Origin of the sequence: Candidatus Profftia sp. (ex Adelges kitamiensis), from assembly GCF_020342455.1 — a bacterium.
Taxonomy (GTDB): Bacteria; Pseudomonadota; Gammaproteobacteria; order Enterobacterales; family Enterobacteriaceae; genus Profftia.
In genome coordinates this window covers 533,340-551,119 of sequence record NZ_CP080506.1, presented here as the reverse complement: position 1 = coordinate 551,119, position 17,780 = coordinate 533,340, and the positions used below count along the sequence as shown (strand labels likewise).

At 22.4% G+C, this 17,780-nt stretch carries 7 protein-coding genes and 4 tRNA genes; 7 read left to right on the top strand and 4 right to left on the bottom strand.

The features are described from left to right. Positions 1-200 precede the first annotated feature (200 nt). The 5 genes from K0T98_RS01430 to K0T98_RS01410 all read left to right on the top strand — a co-directional run bounded on the left by K0T98_RS01430 (position 201) and on the right by K0T98_RS01410 (position 9,652). Positions 201-809, top strand: coding sequence for a penicillin-binding protein activator LpoB (locus tag K0T98_RS01430; RefSeq protein WP_225639629.1), 609 nt, complete (start codon positions 201-203; stop codon positions 807-809). A gap of 1,789 nt (positions 810-2,598) precedes the next feature. Then, positions 2,599-3,675, top strand: coding sequence for a spermidine/putrescine ABC transporter substrate-binding protein PotD (gene potD / locus K0T98_RS01425; RefSeq protein WP_225639628.1), 1,077 nt, complete (start codon positions 2,599-2,601; stop codon positions 3,673-3,675). Positions 3,676-4,632: 957 nt separating this feature from the next. Further along, the gene (gene priA, locus K0T98_RS01420; RefSeq protein ID WP_225639627.1) at positions 4,633-6,834 is read left to right on the top strand and encodes a primosomal protein N'; all 2,202 of its coding nucleotides are present in this window, start codon (positions 4,633-4,635) and stop codon (positions 6,832-6,834) included. 317 nt (positions 6,835-7,151) lie between these two features. Next, positions 7,152-7,364 (top strand): 50S ribosomal protein L31, encoded by a 213-nt coding sequence (rpmE, locus tag K0T98_RS01415; protein ID WP_225639626.1) that lies wholly within the window; start codon positions 7,152-7,154, stop codon positions 7,362-7,364. 1,997 nt (positions 7,365-9,361) lie between these two features. Further along, a complete protein-coding gene (locus K0T98_RS01410; RefSeq protein WP_225639625.1) occupies positions 9,362-9,652 on the top strand; it encodes a hypothetical protein in 291 nt (96 codons plus the stop codon). A gap of 2,234 nt (positions 9,653-11,886) precedes the next feature. Here the strand turns inward: K0T98_RS01410 and K0T98_RS01405 are convergent. From K0T98_RS01405 to K0T98_RS01390, 4 genes are all read right to left on the bottom strand, one after another. Next, positions 11,887-11,963, bottom strand: a tRNA-Pro gene (locus K0T98_RS01405). 85 nt (positions 11,964-12,048) lie between these two features. Next, positions 12,049-12,133: transfer RNA gene (locus tag K0T98_RS01400), tRNA-Leu, on the bottom strand. Positions 12,134-12,153: 20 nt separating this feature from the next. Beyond that, positions 12,154-12,229, bottom strand: a tRNA-His gene (locus K0T98_RS01395). A gap of 89 nt (positions 12,230-12,318) precedes the next feature. Further along, positions 12,319-12,392: transfer RNA gene (locus K0T98_RS01390), tRNA-Arg, on the bottom strand. Between the two features lie 2,071 nt (positions 12,393-14,463). Here K0T98_RS01390 and leuS point away from each other — a divergent pair. Together leuS and lptE are read left to right on the top strand one after the other, a co-directional pair. After that, on the top strand, positions 14,464-17,046 hold the full coding sequence (leuS, locus tag K0T98_RS01385) for a leucine--tRNA ligase (protein ID WP_225639624.1): 2,583 nt from the start codon (positions 14,464-14,466) through the stop codon (positions 17,044-17,046). A gap of 14 nt (positions 17,047-17,060) precedes the next feature. Beyond that, on the top strand, positions 17,061-17,684 hold the full coding sequence (gene lptE, locus K0T98_RS01380; RefSeq protein ID WP_225639623.1) for an LPS assembly lipoprotein LptE: 624 nt from the start codon (positions 17,061-17,063) through the stop codon (positions 17,682-17,684). Positions 17,685-17,780: the final 96 nt, after the last annotated feature.

Genomic DNA, 17,780 nt, shown 5'->3' with positions numbered 1-17,780 from the left:
ATACTAATCTAGTAATTTTAATTGAATAAATATATCTCACTAGTATTATAAATCTCACTTAATTTATTATATGAAATATAAAATACAAAGTAATTAATAGTAATAAGCAAAACAAAAAAATACGATTATTGGAAAATTCAGTATAGCCATAATAATAGTAAAATAAAATATCCTCCAAATAAAAATTAAAAGGACAAGCAATGAAAAAATGTCTATTTGTTGCATTTGTTATATTTAATACATTGCTACTGATAGGCTGTCAAATAGTTACAAAAAGAGATAGTAAAATATTAATAAAACGTAAGCTAAGAGAACAAGATCAACTTAATGTAAATAAAATAAATATACAAAAAGAACAATTTTTAGTAAATAAATCATTAATACTACAAAAAAATCATAATGTTAAATGGAGTTCTTGCTTAAAACCATTAATTAATCAGATTATATACCTACCAGATATTAATACTGGTAGTTTATTATTGGTAAATAGTATACAAAATAAAAATCACGAAATATTACAAGTATCTAATGCTAATAAGATATTACAAGAAGAGTTGATACGATATAGTAAATTTACACTAGTTTCTAATAAAAATATCACAAATGCAAAACAATATCTTGGATTATCAACTGAAGATAATTTAGTCTCTCGCCATAAAGCAATTGATCTAGCACGTATTGTTCAAGCACAGTATATGTTGTACAGCTTAATAGAAGGAGATACTAAATCACCAAAAATTACTATACAGCTTATGCTAGTACAAACTGGTGAGATCTTATGGCATGGAAGTAATTTAATAGTATGCTAAATAATTATTAATAGATAAATTTGAATAATGTATGCTATACATAATATTTTATTATATATTAGTAATAATTACTTGGAATAAATTTATAAAATATAGTATATATATCTAAATACCTATAAATATAATAAGAAATATTCTTTATCAGAATAATATATTAAGTATTCTAAATTTATTAAAATTTATTAAAATTTATTAAAAATAGATACACTTAATACTTAACAATAAATACTGCAGTGATCTAGATACATTTTAATTATTTCAGTTACTAGTATATTTATTTAAGTTTTTATTGTTAAAAGGCGATATAGGTAAATGTTATTGATGTAATTATAGTATTATAATTATAATATACTTAATGCCAATGGCCTTAACAATTAAAAATTATTATTTAATAATGTAAATTAAGAATTTAAAATATTATTTTAAATAAATAATTATAAAATGACATTCAAATACTGGAGTATATCTAACATACTAATATGAATAAAAGACTATTTTATAGGATAAAATCATTAAATTAGAAATATAGTTTAAACATATTAAACTTAAATAAACTAAAGAGATTATAAAATAATACTCTTGACATGCAAACTCATTTAGTATTAATAATTAAAAAATTTTTAATAAATAAAATATATAAACTTATATAACATTTTGTTATATCACAAACAATAAATATTGTATATTATCTCTGGCTAATATTATACTACAATTAACTCAACTTACTTATTTTACTAAATTGTTTTAATATAGCATTATCGATAATAAAAGTAAATATTTTTTATTAGTTTATTAAAATAAATAATTCGGGGATAAAAACTAATACATTTATAAAATAATTACTAAGTATACTTATTTAATAAATTTATATATGCACTGAATATACTAAAATAGTAAGTATTAGTATTAGTATGTAATAAAATATTATATATCAACCTATACCTCTATATTTTATCTAATAATTTTATTAAATTTTAGTAGAATTATATTTTTATATAAAAAAATTTATTTTTTGAAGTTTTCAATATAAAATTAATTAGTAAATATTTAATTTAATTTAAATTTGTAAGGAAATTTTAATAAATAAGTACAAAATATAATGAAATTATTTGATGAAAGTTTATTTAAAATTAAATAAATTATATAAAATAATATACGAAATTAGTTTAAAAATTTATTATATATATTCTTACTTAAATGCATTTTTATTTTATATATTCTAATACAGAATAAAAGATTCTATTACTATAGGTATTATTGATTTTTACTACATTTATTAATTAAGTTAATATATAAAGGTAAGAACTAAATTATCTTAATTATAAAGATATTTTTACTCTATAAATCTTATAATTTTAGATGGGATATATCTAAAATAGATTTTAAATAGATAAAAACATATACTGCATTCTACTAATAATAAATGTTATCAATATAATTATATCAATTAATAATAATTAATAAGAGATATTAGAATAGTTCTATTCTAGAATCATTAAGAAATTAAATTTTATAAAGAAATAAAATTCATATCGTTGAAGATTCTAAATAATAATTTTAAAAGCAGTAATAATTAGTATATATATACTTAGTAGTAAGTAAAGTAAATGATAGAATTTAGAAACACTTCTGGTTTAATATTTTTACTACTTTACCATTAATAACCTTAATATGATAATATCTATACCTGATAACATATTTTTCGAAAAAATATTTATTTAATATAAATATTAACTCTAAGATTTATAAATATCTTTCTCTTTATTTTACCCTATTGGGGATAAGTTTAATGAAAAAGTATTTACTTCTGGTAACTGCTAGTTTATTAATTTTAATAATTAATACCGCAAATGATATTAATATACTAAAAAATAAAAACGAAAAAAATACTGTATATTTTTATAACTGGACTGAATACGTACCTGCTGGACTATTAGAGCAGTTCACTAAAGAAACTGGTATAAAGGTAATTTACTCTACTTATGATTCTAATGAGTCTATGTATACAAAACTAAAAACATACCAAGGTAGTCAGTGTGACCTTATTGTTCCTTCGACTTATTTTGTAGCTAAAATGAGTAAAGAAGGAATGCTAAAAAAGATAGACAAATCAAAACTGAGCAACTTTCATAATTTAGATAAAAATTTATTATATAAAACCTTTGACCCTAAAAATGATTATTCAATTCCTTATCTTTGGGGCGCAACCGCTATTGGAGTAAACTCAGATCAAATTGATCCTAAAAGTATTAATAGTTGGGGTGATTTATGGAAGCCAGAATATAAAGGTAGTTTACTACTTACAGATGACACAAGAGAAGTTTTTCAAATGGCACTACTAAAACTAGGATATTCTGGTAATACTACTGATTGTAAACAAATTGATGCTGCTTATAAAGAACTTCAAAAATTAATGCCTAATGTACTAGCATTTAATTCTGATAACCCTGCTACTCCTTATATAGAAGGAGAAATAAATTTAGGTATGGTGTGGAATGGCTCTGCTTTTATTGCACGTGAATCTGGTACACCATTAGAGGTAATTTTACCAAAAGAAGGAACTATTTTTTGGATGGATAGTCTGTCCATACCAGCTAATGCTAAAAATCCAGAAGGTGCTTTAAAATTAATTAACTCCTTATTACGCCCTGATATTGCGGTGCAAATTGCTAAAATTATAGGATATGCAACTCCTAATTTAACAGCTCAAAAGATGTTACCAAAATTTATATCTGAGGATAAATCTCTTTACCCTGACGCAAAAACCATAACTCATGGAGAATGGCAAAATGACGTAGGTAAAGCTACAAGCGAAATATATGAAAATTTATTTCAACAGTTGAAAGCTAAATATCTTATATTATAAGAATAAATTAAACCATATATATTATATAATAAATTAATTAATTTTAATAACTATAAATATTTATAAACACTATAATATATACAGAATTAATTTTAAAAAACAAAAAATTTAATAAAAAAATTATAATAACTTTTAGGATAATTGCTATAATTAAATAGAAGTTATATGATCAACTTTTATAATAACTATATTAACAGGAGAATATAGATATAATTATCTCATTTTGTGTCATGTCGTTAAGATATATATTAAATAATATATTTCTTTCCATACATTATAAAAATAATTCCATAATTATTTAAAAATAAATTATCGAAATAAATATAAATGTTAATAAGAAGCAAAGAAATAATTTACTTTAATAAAGTATTATTTACATAAAACATAATACATAATATAAACTAAATAAAAGTATATTAACAAAATTACATGTACAGTAAGATGTATCTTTATTTATTTTAATAGAAAAATTATTTACTCTATAAGGATTATTTCTAGAAAAATTAAAAATATAATTTATTCAATGTAAGACACAAAAACTAATATATTTAATATTTTTAAATATTTCGTACTAAAATAGTAATTGTATATTTTTTTTAATAAAACAAAAAATATTTTATGTATTATGTACTATAGAAATAGTTTAGCATTTATTACAGTAATCCTAAAAATCACATAGTAATATCTTACTAGATAGTAAATTATTGGTATTAACTTATATTTAAATAAATATTAAATATAACAATTATTAGTTTATAAAACATGATGATTTATATTAAAAAATATAAAGTATTAATTTAATAATAAAAATTGTGAAGCTAAATAGTGGATATACTTATAATTAGTATTGCATTATCTAATAAAGTGGCACAATATAAATAAAGTATAATATAGCTTATATAAAAATAGCTTTTAATTTAATAAATTACATAAAAGATATTAAGCAGGACTATAAATATGCCTGTCATTCAAGTAGCTTTACCCATTCCATTATGCCGCATTTTCGAATATCTAACGCCAATAGGTGTAGCTCCCCTTGAAAGAGTACGAGTACGTGTACCATTTGGACAACGCAAAATGATAGGTATCATTACTAAATGTAACGTACATAGTGAATTAAATTTCAATCATTTAAAATCTATCTATCAAATTTTAGATTATGAATCAATTTTCTCTCCCCCTATGTGGCATATGCTAAGCTGGGCAGCAGATTATTACCATTATCCCATTGGGAAAATTTTATTTCATGCACTACCTAACATATTGCGAGCGGGTAAATCTATAAAAAATAAACACAAGTGGCAATGGATGATTACAGAACAAGGGAAAAAAATATCTCTAGAAGCATTAAAACGCACTCCTCAGCAACAGTATGCTCTCGCTACTCTACTAAAACATCCACTTGATAGAAATCAAGTAACTAAATATAAACTAACAGAGAAAATATTACACAAAATAAAAACTAAAGGACTCGTAGAATTACTTTGTGTATCAACAGAATCTTATAATTGGCGATCTTATGATATTATAAAAAATAAGCCGCCAAAGATACTAAGTAATGAACAGATTTTTGCTATAAAAAATATTAAAGATAAAGAAAAACAGTTTAATGTATGGCTACTTACAGGATCTCCTGGTTCAGGAAAAAAAGAAGTTTATTTTCATGTTATTGAAAAGATTTTAATAAAAGGGTACCAGGCTTTAGTTTTAGTACCAAAAATTAGCTTAATATCTCAAACAGTTGCCAAATTTAAGGAACGTTTTAACGTACCTATTTATGCTCTACACTCTAGATTAAATAATAATAATCGATTAGAAATATGGTTAAAAGCACGTAATGGTAACACTGCAATAGTTATTGGAACCCGATCAGCACTGTTTACACCTTTTGCAAATCTAGGTATTATTATTATTGATCAAGAACATAATATATCCTATAAGCAACGTACAGGATGGCTTTATCACGCACGTAATTTAGCTGTATTCCGAGCATATCAAGAGGGTATTCCTATAATATTAAATTCTTCTTCTCCGTCTTTAGAGACACTGCATAATGTTGCACTAGGAAAATATCGCCATGTACAACTCACTAAAAAATTAGATAATACAGTACCAACTATTAAGTATCTTATAGACTTAAAAAATATGCCAATAAAATCTGGGTTAACTCAGTCTTTATTAAAAAGAATAAAACTACATATTAACGCAGGAAATCAAGTAATACTTTTTCTAGATAGCCGTAATTTTTTTACTATATTATTTTGCTATAGTTGTAACTATATCTTTAAATGTAAAGATTGTAGTTATCACTATGCATTAAATTATCAACGTTATTGTCTATATTGTTATTATTGTAGTGATCAAAAACCTATACCAAAACAATGTCCACAGTGTAGTAGCTATAAATTATCACCTGTTAATTTTGCTGCTGAACAACTTAAAAATCAACTAACTTTAATATTTCCTAAAACTAATATTATACACATGAATAACAATTATATTGGCCGTAATAATATTTTAGAGAGAAATCCGATAGAAGCGTATAGAAATGATAATGCACATATATTAATCAGCACGGACTTTTTAGCAGAAGTACAAAATGTTAATAACATTACACTAATAGCTATACTTAATATAGATGGTATGATTTTTTCCGCTGATTTTCATGCTTTAGAACGTTTTGCTCAAATCTATACACATATTACTGGACTAGTAGAGAACGGAGAGAGACAAAGTGAAATTATATTACAAACACACTATCCTAAACATCCTCTTATATTAACATTATTACATAAAGGATATAATGCCTTTGCCAAACAAGTCCTTAAAGAACGTAAGGAAGTATGTTTACCACCATATATTAAACATATTATTGTGCGTGCTAATGATGATGATGATGCTCGTGTATTAAGATTTCTAAAAAACATTAAATATTTTTTAGAAAACATCCAATTTAGAGATGAGTTATTTTTTATCTTAGGTCCTATACCATCTATACCATTTAAAGATGGTCGTAAATTTAGATGGCAACTAATACTTCAACATCATTCTCGTATATATTTACACAAGATTGTCAAAAACATATTAATATATATTGGTAAATTACCTGAAGTAAAATACGTTAAATGGGCAATAGATGTTGATCCAACTGAAAATTAATCTAATAATTAAATTATTACACTGTCATATTTAAAAAAATTAATTTTTTACTTAAATTATAAATGGTTTTTTATAAAATAAACTAAAAAATTTTTCAAAAGATAACTATTATAAACTTATGTCAGGATAATTATTAGTCCTTTAATAATTTCCAAAAGTTTACGCTTTATGTATAATATATTATAGTTAAATTGTTATATGTATATTTTCAATATAAGATTTAGATTTTTAAATAATATTTTAATCTTATTAAGTATATCAGATCTCTAGCATAATACAGCTAGATAATAATAAATATTTTACTGAAGGTTATTCTTATGAAACAAGGTATCCACCCTAACTACGTTGCGATAAATGCAACTTGTTCCTGCGGTAATATTATTCGTATATATTCTACTTTAATTAATAATATTAATTTGGATGTATGCGGTAAATGCCACCCTTTTTACACCGGTAAACAACGTGATGTTGCTGCTGGAGGGAGAGTAGATCTTTTTAATAAACGCTTTATGGTACACCACAAAAAATAGGTTTATAAAGAAGGATTTAAGAACACTGTATTACTTAATATATAAAATTATATCTAGGTATGTTAATATTTATCACTAAAAGTATTTTCAAAATCAAGTGCATATTTAGAAGAAAAATAATATACAACCTTATTCTTAAATAAACCTTAATATAAATAAATTTATTAAAATCTTATTTTAATAATTATGATTAAAAAATAACCTAAAACATATATAAAATATTACCCTTAATAATTTAAGATGTAATTATATATATTTAGTTAGAGTTGAATGTAGTAATAATAAATCGCTCTAAATAATATACATAAAGATACTTTATATACAGTACCTGAAAATAAGGATATAGAAAATAAGTTACCCTATACCTATGGGTAATAATAAAATATAAATTTTATTATTAATAGCATAAATAAAAAATATTGAATTTTTATAACAATAAATTTAACTAATTTTAAATGTTATTAAAAATAATATTTAATTTTTTTTAATCATTTTTTTAATTTTTAGTTATTTTAAAAATTAAATATATCTTATAAATTAATTTAATAGTAAATAAAATAATTATTTTTTTCTAAAAATTACTAAAATAATTATATATCAAATAATGTAGATCTTGAGAATTTTCTTATATTATACATAAAATATAGAATAATTAAATTAATTTAATAAGAATTAAATTAATTTAATTCTAAATTTTTTAAATTTTAATACTTTAATAAAATATTATTTATTATAAATTAATATTAATTTAAATTTTTATATATTTGATTATATCAATGAAGAATTCACCTTAAATAAAATATTTTATTAATTTATTTTAATATACTATTTTAATAGTAAGGAACTACTGACCTATAAAATAACCTCTAGAGGTATTATATAAAATACCGAGTAAAATAGATAATATTAAAAATAATAGATATTTTTGTCTTTAACATGGTAATAACATTAATCCTAAATAACTAAGCAAAATAGTCACCAAGTAATAAGACTGTTATACAATACAAATTGTATTCTCATTTTAAGATAATATCTTTAAGAAAAAAAAAGATAAAAACAACTATTATTGTATTTAAAAATAATTTTAATATTTTTTATTTAAAAATAAAATTTATATTAAAATAATAAATCCGAAAAAAGTTAGTAATATCTTATATCTATAAATATTATTGAATGTATATTACTATATAATGGTAAAAAAACTAATCATATAGAAATTCTTAATTAGTACTTAAGAACAACTCTAATAATTTCTTAGTATAACATTTATAATGTAGATTATATAATATTATAATGCAAATTATAAAAATCATACTAGTAATTAGTAATTATGATGCTATCGATAAATATTTTATATATTATTAATATCTTTTAAATAAATATAATTTTAATTATGGCTAAAAACTAATGAAATAAATTTAACAAAATACTAAAATTTCATAAATTTTTAATAAAAAATATACCTAAATAAACAAAAAAAAATATATTAAAGATATCTATTAAGGTTTTAACTTATATAAAAATTACTTTTAGTATAAAGTTAGTATTACAATATCAAAATACCTATGATAATACTAAAAATTTTACTCTATTTAATATATATAACTATTCACAATTATTTTAGTCATTGCTAATGATTACAGTACAAATAAAAATAGAATAAAATATCTACACTACAATTAATTTAATAAGACTTACGTATAATAATTACTAATACATTTTATGCTAAAAATTTTTAATATTTATTGTATATAAGTATTTTATCATTGATAAAATCATATAATAAGTAATATTAAGAATAATTTTTTATAATTAGACAAAACATTAGTATATTTACATCTTTGATACTCATGATTAGTATTTCTAATTAAATAAGTATTAATTAATTACCTTTTATTTTCAAATAAATATAAAAATATATTTAGATATACAATCCATTCCACACTTATATAATCTATTTATACTAAGGTTATTAATAACTAAATAGTTAAAAGATAATGAGAAAAAAGTATTACGTAAATTGGGATTACTCATCAAGAGTAAATCAAAAAAAATATCTCCATAAAAAAAAGAAATCTCCTGATAGTATCTCTACTACTATCATCTTACTTACTATAGGAATATTAATTACTTTTGCTGTTGTATTGTATTTTGTTATTCAACATACATTATATAGTGATCAATTATTATCTAAAAAAACAGAAAAGACAGTTAAGCATACTATCTTGCCTCTAAAACCGGAAAATCGATGGCATTATATAGAAATACTTGGAAAATCATTAGGCTAATTTTTATCTAAATATAGATAAAACACTATTTAGTTACTTTTTATATAGTAATAATTACTATATAATTAATCATTCTTATTATACATTTGAATATTATAATGGATAACTATATATCTTAGTAAGATTATATCTTACCTTATATAAATTTTTCTATACAAATAAAGTAGCGATTATTTTTATAAAATAAATTATTATAATAATGATTATATATTTTAGGACTTTAATTAAAATTTATATTAACAATAAAATTAAATAACTTTATTTATATCACTAAAAACATAAAATTTAATAAAACTAAATAAAAAATATTAACTATGTTTAAAATAGATATTTTAAATTATTAAGAAATAATAACATAAAAAATATAATCATTAAATTTTATTAAATTTATTACTAATTAGTATTTTTACTAAATTAAAAGAAAAGATACTAAAGATTATATTGAGTAACGGTTTATTGGGATTAAATATTAGCTAATTCTAACAAAACAGATTTAATGAAAATAAAAATAATCTAATATTTAGATATATTTTCTCTTCGTTTAATATTAAAAGAAAAATATTTAAATGCAATACTTTATTTTATATTATCAATTATAATAAGTATGATTATTACTCTTTATACTTTTATTTTCTCATGTTATAAAATTTTATCTAAATACATTTTAAAATTATTTATTCATATGGAAAATAGAATTTTATTAAATAATATATTTTATGTAATATTAATTATATTAATATCACATAAATCTAGTAATTTAAAGTATTCATTGATTAATCTTAACCTAAATATGTAGTTTTTATAAAAATAAAAAATTTTATAAAAATATTTATATATAGTTAAAGATAAGTTATAAAGAATTATATTCTTTATAACGCATACAGTTATTCAATATTATAATAAAGTACACTTTTAACTATGATTATAATCATATAAAAATATTATATACCTTTTATTATATAAGTATTTAATTAAGTACAAATATCTTTGTTAAATATTTTAAATATATTAGCACACCCTGATTTATTAATATAATCATAGTATTAAAAAAAATTTTATAAAAAATTATTTTTACTCATCGCAATATTTAAATTTTTAAAAATAAAAATATATTTTACCTACTAGTAAACAGTAATGTAATAAAAAGAATATTAATTATTTAATAAATATTAAAACAATTTTATTAAGATATCGTAAAATATTATAGTTAAAACTAAATATTATAAATAATACAATATTACATATAAAATTCCAAGAAAACTAGATATAATAATCACATTACTATAAGTTAGTGAATAACTATTTGACTCTCCTTAAAAAAAATTACAAAAATATTTAATCAATTATAAATAACATATAAATATTGATTAGTAATATTTATATTTTTACCAATAAAGTTACACTAATAAATTAGGTATATTTTAAAAGTAATCATAGAAATAAGTTGTAATTTTAATTAATAATCTTTACTTATATAATGTTATATTAACTAATATATTTAAATTATTAATTTAATACTATATAAAAAATAGTAATATATAGATATTATAAATATTTTAATAGGCGCGCATTAGTTAATATTTAAAATTTGTAAAATCTTATAAATTATAATTCATACAAAAGTATAAAATACTAATAAAAAATATTTATTTTTAATAATTATATCATTTATTAAAAATAAATATCAAAATAGATAAATTATCTTATTTATATTCTATATCATTAATTATTACAAATAAAAATATAAGTACTGTCTTTATAATATTAAAAGATTAGTACTATCTGAAACAATCAGGTAATGCACTAGTAGTTTACTAAAATTATATCATAAGCATTATTATGATTTTCTTTATTAGTTAAAGGGTATATAACTCTAATTATATCGTATATGTACAATCAGTATATATACTATAAATAAATATTATCTAATTATTATCACATAATATGAAATTAATATACTTTATTAGTAGTAGTAAAAATATAGGTAATAGATTACTTTTTGAAAATTGTATTAAATTTATTCTAAATATATGCTGAAGTAAAATATTATTAGCTTATCTTAAAGTTTACAAAACATCATGTTTTTAATTTTTCGCAATATACTTAATGACATAAGTCTTTATAGTATATGACTAAAATTAAAATTAAAACTACGTAAAAATCAAAAAGTTTAATAAATTTTAGAATAATTTTAGAATATAAATACTATTTTACAAATATAGACTAATTAATGATGGTCGGCGAGAGAGGATTTGAACCTCCGACCCACTGGTCCCAAACCAGTTGCGCTACCAAGCTGCGCTACTCGCCGATAAGAAAATACTATTTTATAAAAATTAATATGTAATAATCTAATATTTAAATACTTATAAAGTATATACTTAATAGTAATGTGATGCGAAAAGAGGGACTCGAACCCTCACGTCTATTAAAGACACTAACACCTGAAGCTAGCACGTCTACCAATTTCGTCATATTCGCAATTTTATTTATTTTTCTTTTGGGGTGGCTAATGGGACTCGAACCCACGACAACTGGAATCACAATCCAAGGCTCTACCAACTGAGCTATAGCCACCATAATTATGCTTATTGAAAGTTAAAATTTTATATTTATTTATACATAAACCTTAATCAAAGTAAACTGAATAAATAATTTGAAATTATTGCGCCCGACAGGATTTGAACCTGAAACCTCTGCCTCCGGAGGGCAGCGCTCTATCCATCTGAGCTACAGGCGCATAGCTCTTTTAGGAAAAAATTACGTATTAAGTACTGTATTACAGTAATGTATAGTTTTTTTAAAAAAAATTGTATTCAATTTTGTGTATTGTATTGTAAAGATTGAATCTTTTAACTTTATATTTTATTTGACTAGGTATAAAAAACAATAAACTTACTAAGAAGTAAGTAATAGATATTAATATAATTATAACAGTTTTTAAAAAAATAGCCAGAAAATCATTACTTAAAACAATCTAAATGATAATGTAAATAATCTAAAAATATTTTTAATAAAAATTATGTATTTAAGTTTTCATACAGAAAATTGAGCTTTTTCTTAAATATTAACAGGTTCCTAATTTATATAATTTTAATCTAACTAAATAGTATATCCTGAAGTTTACTACACTTATGATATCATTTATTAAAATTTTATTTCTGATAATATTACATTATATTAGGAGTATCCCATAATTAATTAAAAATTATTTAATAATATAATTTTTCATAAATAAATATATAGTATAAAAAATTATTTACTATTTTAGTAAACCTAGGTCAATGTAACCTCAAATATATCTGATAAAATTGTAGATTACATTTAATTATAAACAATAGGAAATATACAATTTTATATGAAAAATATTATTATATCTTAATACTAAAGATATAATAATTATAAGTATAAATTATATAGATATACTAATAATAGTTAAGATAGATAATCTTATATAATAAAAATATAAAATTAAAAGAGTTAATGTAATTCAAAAAATCTCTTTTATAATAGCTGTATACTGCATTTTATCCTAAAAAATAACAATTATTTATTTAAAGCAATAAGATATTTATTTACTTAGCAAATAATAACTGATATAATCCCTTTCAGTATGACTTCTATAAATATTTAAAATTACTACTTAATTACCCAATTATTAATATTGCATAAAAGTTATACCTTCTAAGATATTAATTTTATATTTGAGTAATATTTTATTTAAATATAGAAATGTATTACGCTATAACTAAGTATTAAATCGTACTATACAATATACTTTAATAATTTAAATTAAATACTTATTTTATTTAAATAATATACACTACATTAGTGCTAGATAAGCATCACTAAAACCAAAATATTGTTTTACAATAGACTAAGATATCTATTATTTTTTATTTATAAATAGTTAATTTAAAAAAATACAAATCAAAATAATCATAAAATACTAATATATAGAGAAATATAAAATTTTATTTATCCTTGTAAACAATATGCTATTCTTCATAAGTTGTATAAAGAATGTAAAACATAAGAAAATTAATTTATATAAAATTAATTTTACAATACGCCATACATCTAACATATAAATTGTTATATTATTCTTTTTTTATAAAAATTCATGACGCAGATCATTGCGTCATATAAAGAAAAAAGAAATGGAATATAAAAACACAATTTTTGTTAAATACCCTAATACATAATAATATAATATATTGTAATATACATACTTATTATATAGTAAGTATATAGATATAATAATATCTAGATATGTATTTAATAAGGTAAACACAAATAGTCAATAGATACCTGAAGTAAAAAGATATCTTAAAATTTAAACACTACAATTTAATTAATATATCTATGTAGATAGAGTAAATTACGATATTTATTATCACACTAAAATTATTTATTAGATCTTATTCAGCCTAAGATATAGTAAATACTGTAGTACTTAAAGTATATTTTATATATATTCTAATGGAATTCTTCCTGTAATACCTCTATTAGGATAATACAAAAATCTCTGTATTTAGATCAAAAATAATACATTCTAAAATTGTTTTATCTTATATAATTTTATAAAATTAAAATTTTTAGAGAGATTGTTCACTCTAATGTTTAGTTATATCGATAACGATATATAAGATATAATTTTATATTTAAATTAGGGATAAAATCCTATTAATATAATTATATCTTGTAATATAAAATAATATGATAACTTATAATTAATCATTTTTATAGATATCTCATAAGAGAAATATAGAGAAGAAATCTATTTTATTTCACTCATAGGATGAGCTACTATGCAAGAACAATATCGTCCAGAAGATATTGAATCACATGTCCAACGTCATTGGGAAAAGCAGAAAACTTTTCAAGTAAATGAAAACTCAAGTAAAGAAAAATATTATTGTCTTTCAATGCTACCATACCCATCTGGACAGCTTCATATGGGTCATGTTCGTAACTACACTATTGGTGATGTCATCTCTCGTTATCAAAGAATGCTAGGTAAAAATGTACTCCAACCTATAGGTTGGGACGCATTTGGACTTCCAGCCGAAAAAGCTGCAATTAAAAATAAAATAATTCCTGCGTCATGGACTCATGATAATATCTCATACATGAAGAATCAACTTAAATTATTAGGTTTTAGTTACGATTGGAGTCGAGAAATAACAACTTGTAATCCTAAATACTACGTCTGGGAGCAATGGTTCTTTACTAAACTATATAAAAAAAATATGGTTTATAAAAAAACTTCCGCTGTTAACTGGTGCCCATATGATAAGACTGTGCTAGCTAATGAACAAGTCATTGATGGATGTTGCTGGCGCTGCCATACTAAAGTAAAGAATAAAGAAATTCCACAATGGTTTATCAAAATTACTTCCTATGCTGACCAACTACTTAATGATCTAGATACATTAGAACACTGGCCTGAACAAGTTAAAACTATGCAACGTAACTGGATTGGACGCTCTGAAGGAATAGAAATTACATTTGATATTGCTAAAAGTAAGAAAAATATTACTGTTTATACAACTCGCCCTGATACCCTAATGGGTGTTATGTATATTGCTGTATCCACTTATCATCCTATAGCGCAGCAAAGCGCAATTAATAATCCAGTGTTAGCTAAGTTTATTAAAGAATTATCTAATACTAAAATTACAAAAAATCAGAAGATTAATATTGTACAAAAAGGTATGTCTACTAATATTTTTGCTATTCATCCAATTACCGGTAAAAAACTACCGATATGGGTAACCAACTTATTATGTATGGAATATAACACAGATGCTATAATGGCTGTGCCTGCACATAATCAACAGGACTGGGAATTTTCTAAAAAATACAACCTACCTATCAAACCAGTAATTCTTAATGTAGATGGCAGTAAGCCTGATATTCGTATACAAGCAATGACTAATAAAGGAGTATTATTTAACTCTGGTGAATTCAATGGTCTCGATCATGCAGCCGGCTTTAATGCTATAGTTAGCAAATTGGTATCAAAAAACATTGGTAAATTTAAGGTACATTATCGTTTGCGTGATTGGTGTGTTTCCCGACAACGTTATTGGGGTACTCCAATCCCCATGGTTACTCTAGAAGATGGCACAGTTATACCAACCCCAGAAGATTTACTACCTATTACTCTTTCTAAAAATGTTATTATTAATGAGGTTACTAATCTAATTGAAACTGATACTAATTGGGCTAATATTGTTATCAATAAAAAACAAGCATTACTTGAAACTGATACTCTAGATACTTTTATAGAATCATCTTGGTATTACGCACGATATACTTGCCCACAGTACAATGAAGGAATGTTAAACCCTAAATTAACTAATTATTGGCTACCGATAGATCAATATATAGGTGGTATAGAACATGCCACTATGCATTTATTATACTTTCGTTTTTTTCATAAACTAATGCGAGATGCTGGTTTAGTGAATTCCAGTGAGCCAGCAAAACGTCTATTATGTCAGGGTATGGTTCTAAATGACTCATTTTACTATGTCGGAATTAATGGTGAACGTAACTGGATTTCTCCTATGAACGTTACAGTTAAGCGTAATAAAAAAGGACGTATCATAGATGCTTTAGATAATAAAGGTCGTGTAGTAATCCACGCTGGAATGAGCAAAATGTCTAAGTCAAAAAATAATGGTATTGATCCTCAGATTATGGTAAAGCGTTATGGCGCTGATACTGTACGTCTGTTTATAATGTTCGCTGCTCCCGCTGAAATGGATTTAGAATGGCAAGAATCAGGAATTGAAGGTGCAAAGCGTTTTCTAAAACGTATATGGGCAATAGTTTATAAACATACAAAAAAAGGCATATCTACAAACTTAAACTTAGAAAAATTAAATTTAGATCAAATAGCTCTACGGTGCTACCTACACAAAACTATAGCAAAAGTTAGTGATTATATTGATCGTCGTCAAGCTTTTAATACCGCCATTGCAGCTATTATGGAATTAGTGAATAAATTAACTACGGCACCTGACGATAATGAGCAAGACCAGGCAATTATGCAAGAATCCTTAATGGCTGTAATTCGTATGCTTTATCCTTTTATACCACATGCTAGCTTTAAAATGTGGTCCGCTCTAGGAAACAAAAAAGATATCGATTTTGCTACATGGCCTAATGTAGATAAAAAAGCAATTATTGAAAATTTTAAGATCATTATTATTCAAGTGAATGGCAAAATGCGTGGTAGAATAACCGTTTCAGCAGAGGCTACAGAACATCAGATTAGAGAGTTAGCAGAAAAGGAATCATGTATTTCTAAATATCTCTACGGTGTTAATATTGATAAGGTAATTTATATTCCTGGTAAATTACTCAACCTAGTTATAGGGTAAACTAAGGAGTATTTGTGCGAGAACGCACTATTACGTTAATAGTAAAAATTACTATATTAGGACTAATATTACTTATTACAAGTTGTGGATTTCATAGTTATAATAATAATTTATTACCAAAGAAATTTCAGAAAATTATGTTGTATACTACAAATCCTTATAGTTTTTTATCACGTTCTATTCGTGAACAATTATGCCTACATGGTATAACTATTTTAGAATGTAATTCTTTATTGTACTCAAGAAAAAATAGAGTTTCAATGAAAAATACCGGAATAGTTAATAACTATTCTACAACTACTATACCATCACACCACTTTGATGCAATACCATCTTTAAGTATTATTAATATAGATGATAAAGAAGAAATAGTTTCTCTCTTTAACAATGGTAAAATAGCTGAATACCAAATTATGTTAAATATTAATGCTCAACTATCAATACATGGAAAAGATATTTATCCCCTTACTGTTCATATATATCGTTCATTTTTCGATAATCCATTTAATGCTCTTGCGAAAAATGCTGAGAAAACAATTATGCGTAATGAAATGTTTGAGCAGGCTGCACAACAATTAGTACGTAAGTTATTTTTTATATACACAGTTAAATTATACAATAACTACAAAACACATTAATAAAAAATTATTATAACAACCTTACATGGTTAACTATAATGATGGTTATAATCAGTAAGCTATAACATCAATATTATACTAATTAGAAATAATAAG

Bases quoted from the DNA above. Each gene is read 5' to 3' on its own strand.
- K0T98_RS01430 (WP_225639629.1), top strand. From the start codon at position 201: ATGAAAAAATGTCTATTTGTTGCATTTGTTATATTTAATACATTGCTA.
- potD (WP_225639628.1), top strand. From the start codon at position 2,599: ATGAAAAAGTATTTACTTCTGGTAACTGCTAGTTTATTAATTTTAATA.
- priA (WP_225639627.1), top strand. From the start codon at position 4,633: ATGCCTGTCATTCAAGTAGCTTTACCCATTCCATTATGCCGCATTTTC.
- rpmE (WP_225639626.1), top strand. From the start codon at position 7,152: ATGAAACAAGGTATCCACCCTAACTACGTTGCGATAAATGCAACTTGT.
- K0T98_RS01410 (WP_225639625.1), top strand. From the start codon at position 9,362: ATGAGAAAAAAGTATTACGTAAATTGGGATTACTCATCAAGAGTAAAT.
- leuS (WP_225639624.1), top strand. From the start codon at position 14,464: ATGCAAGAACAATATCGTCCAGAAGATATTGAATCACATGTCCAACGT.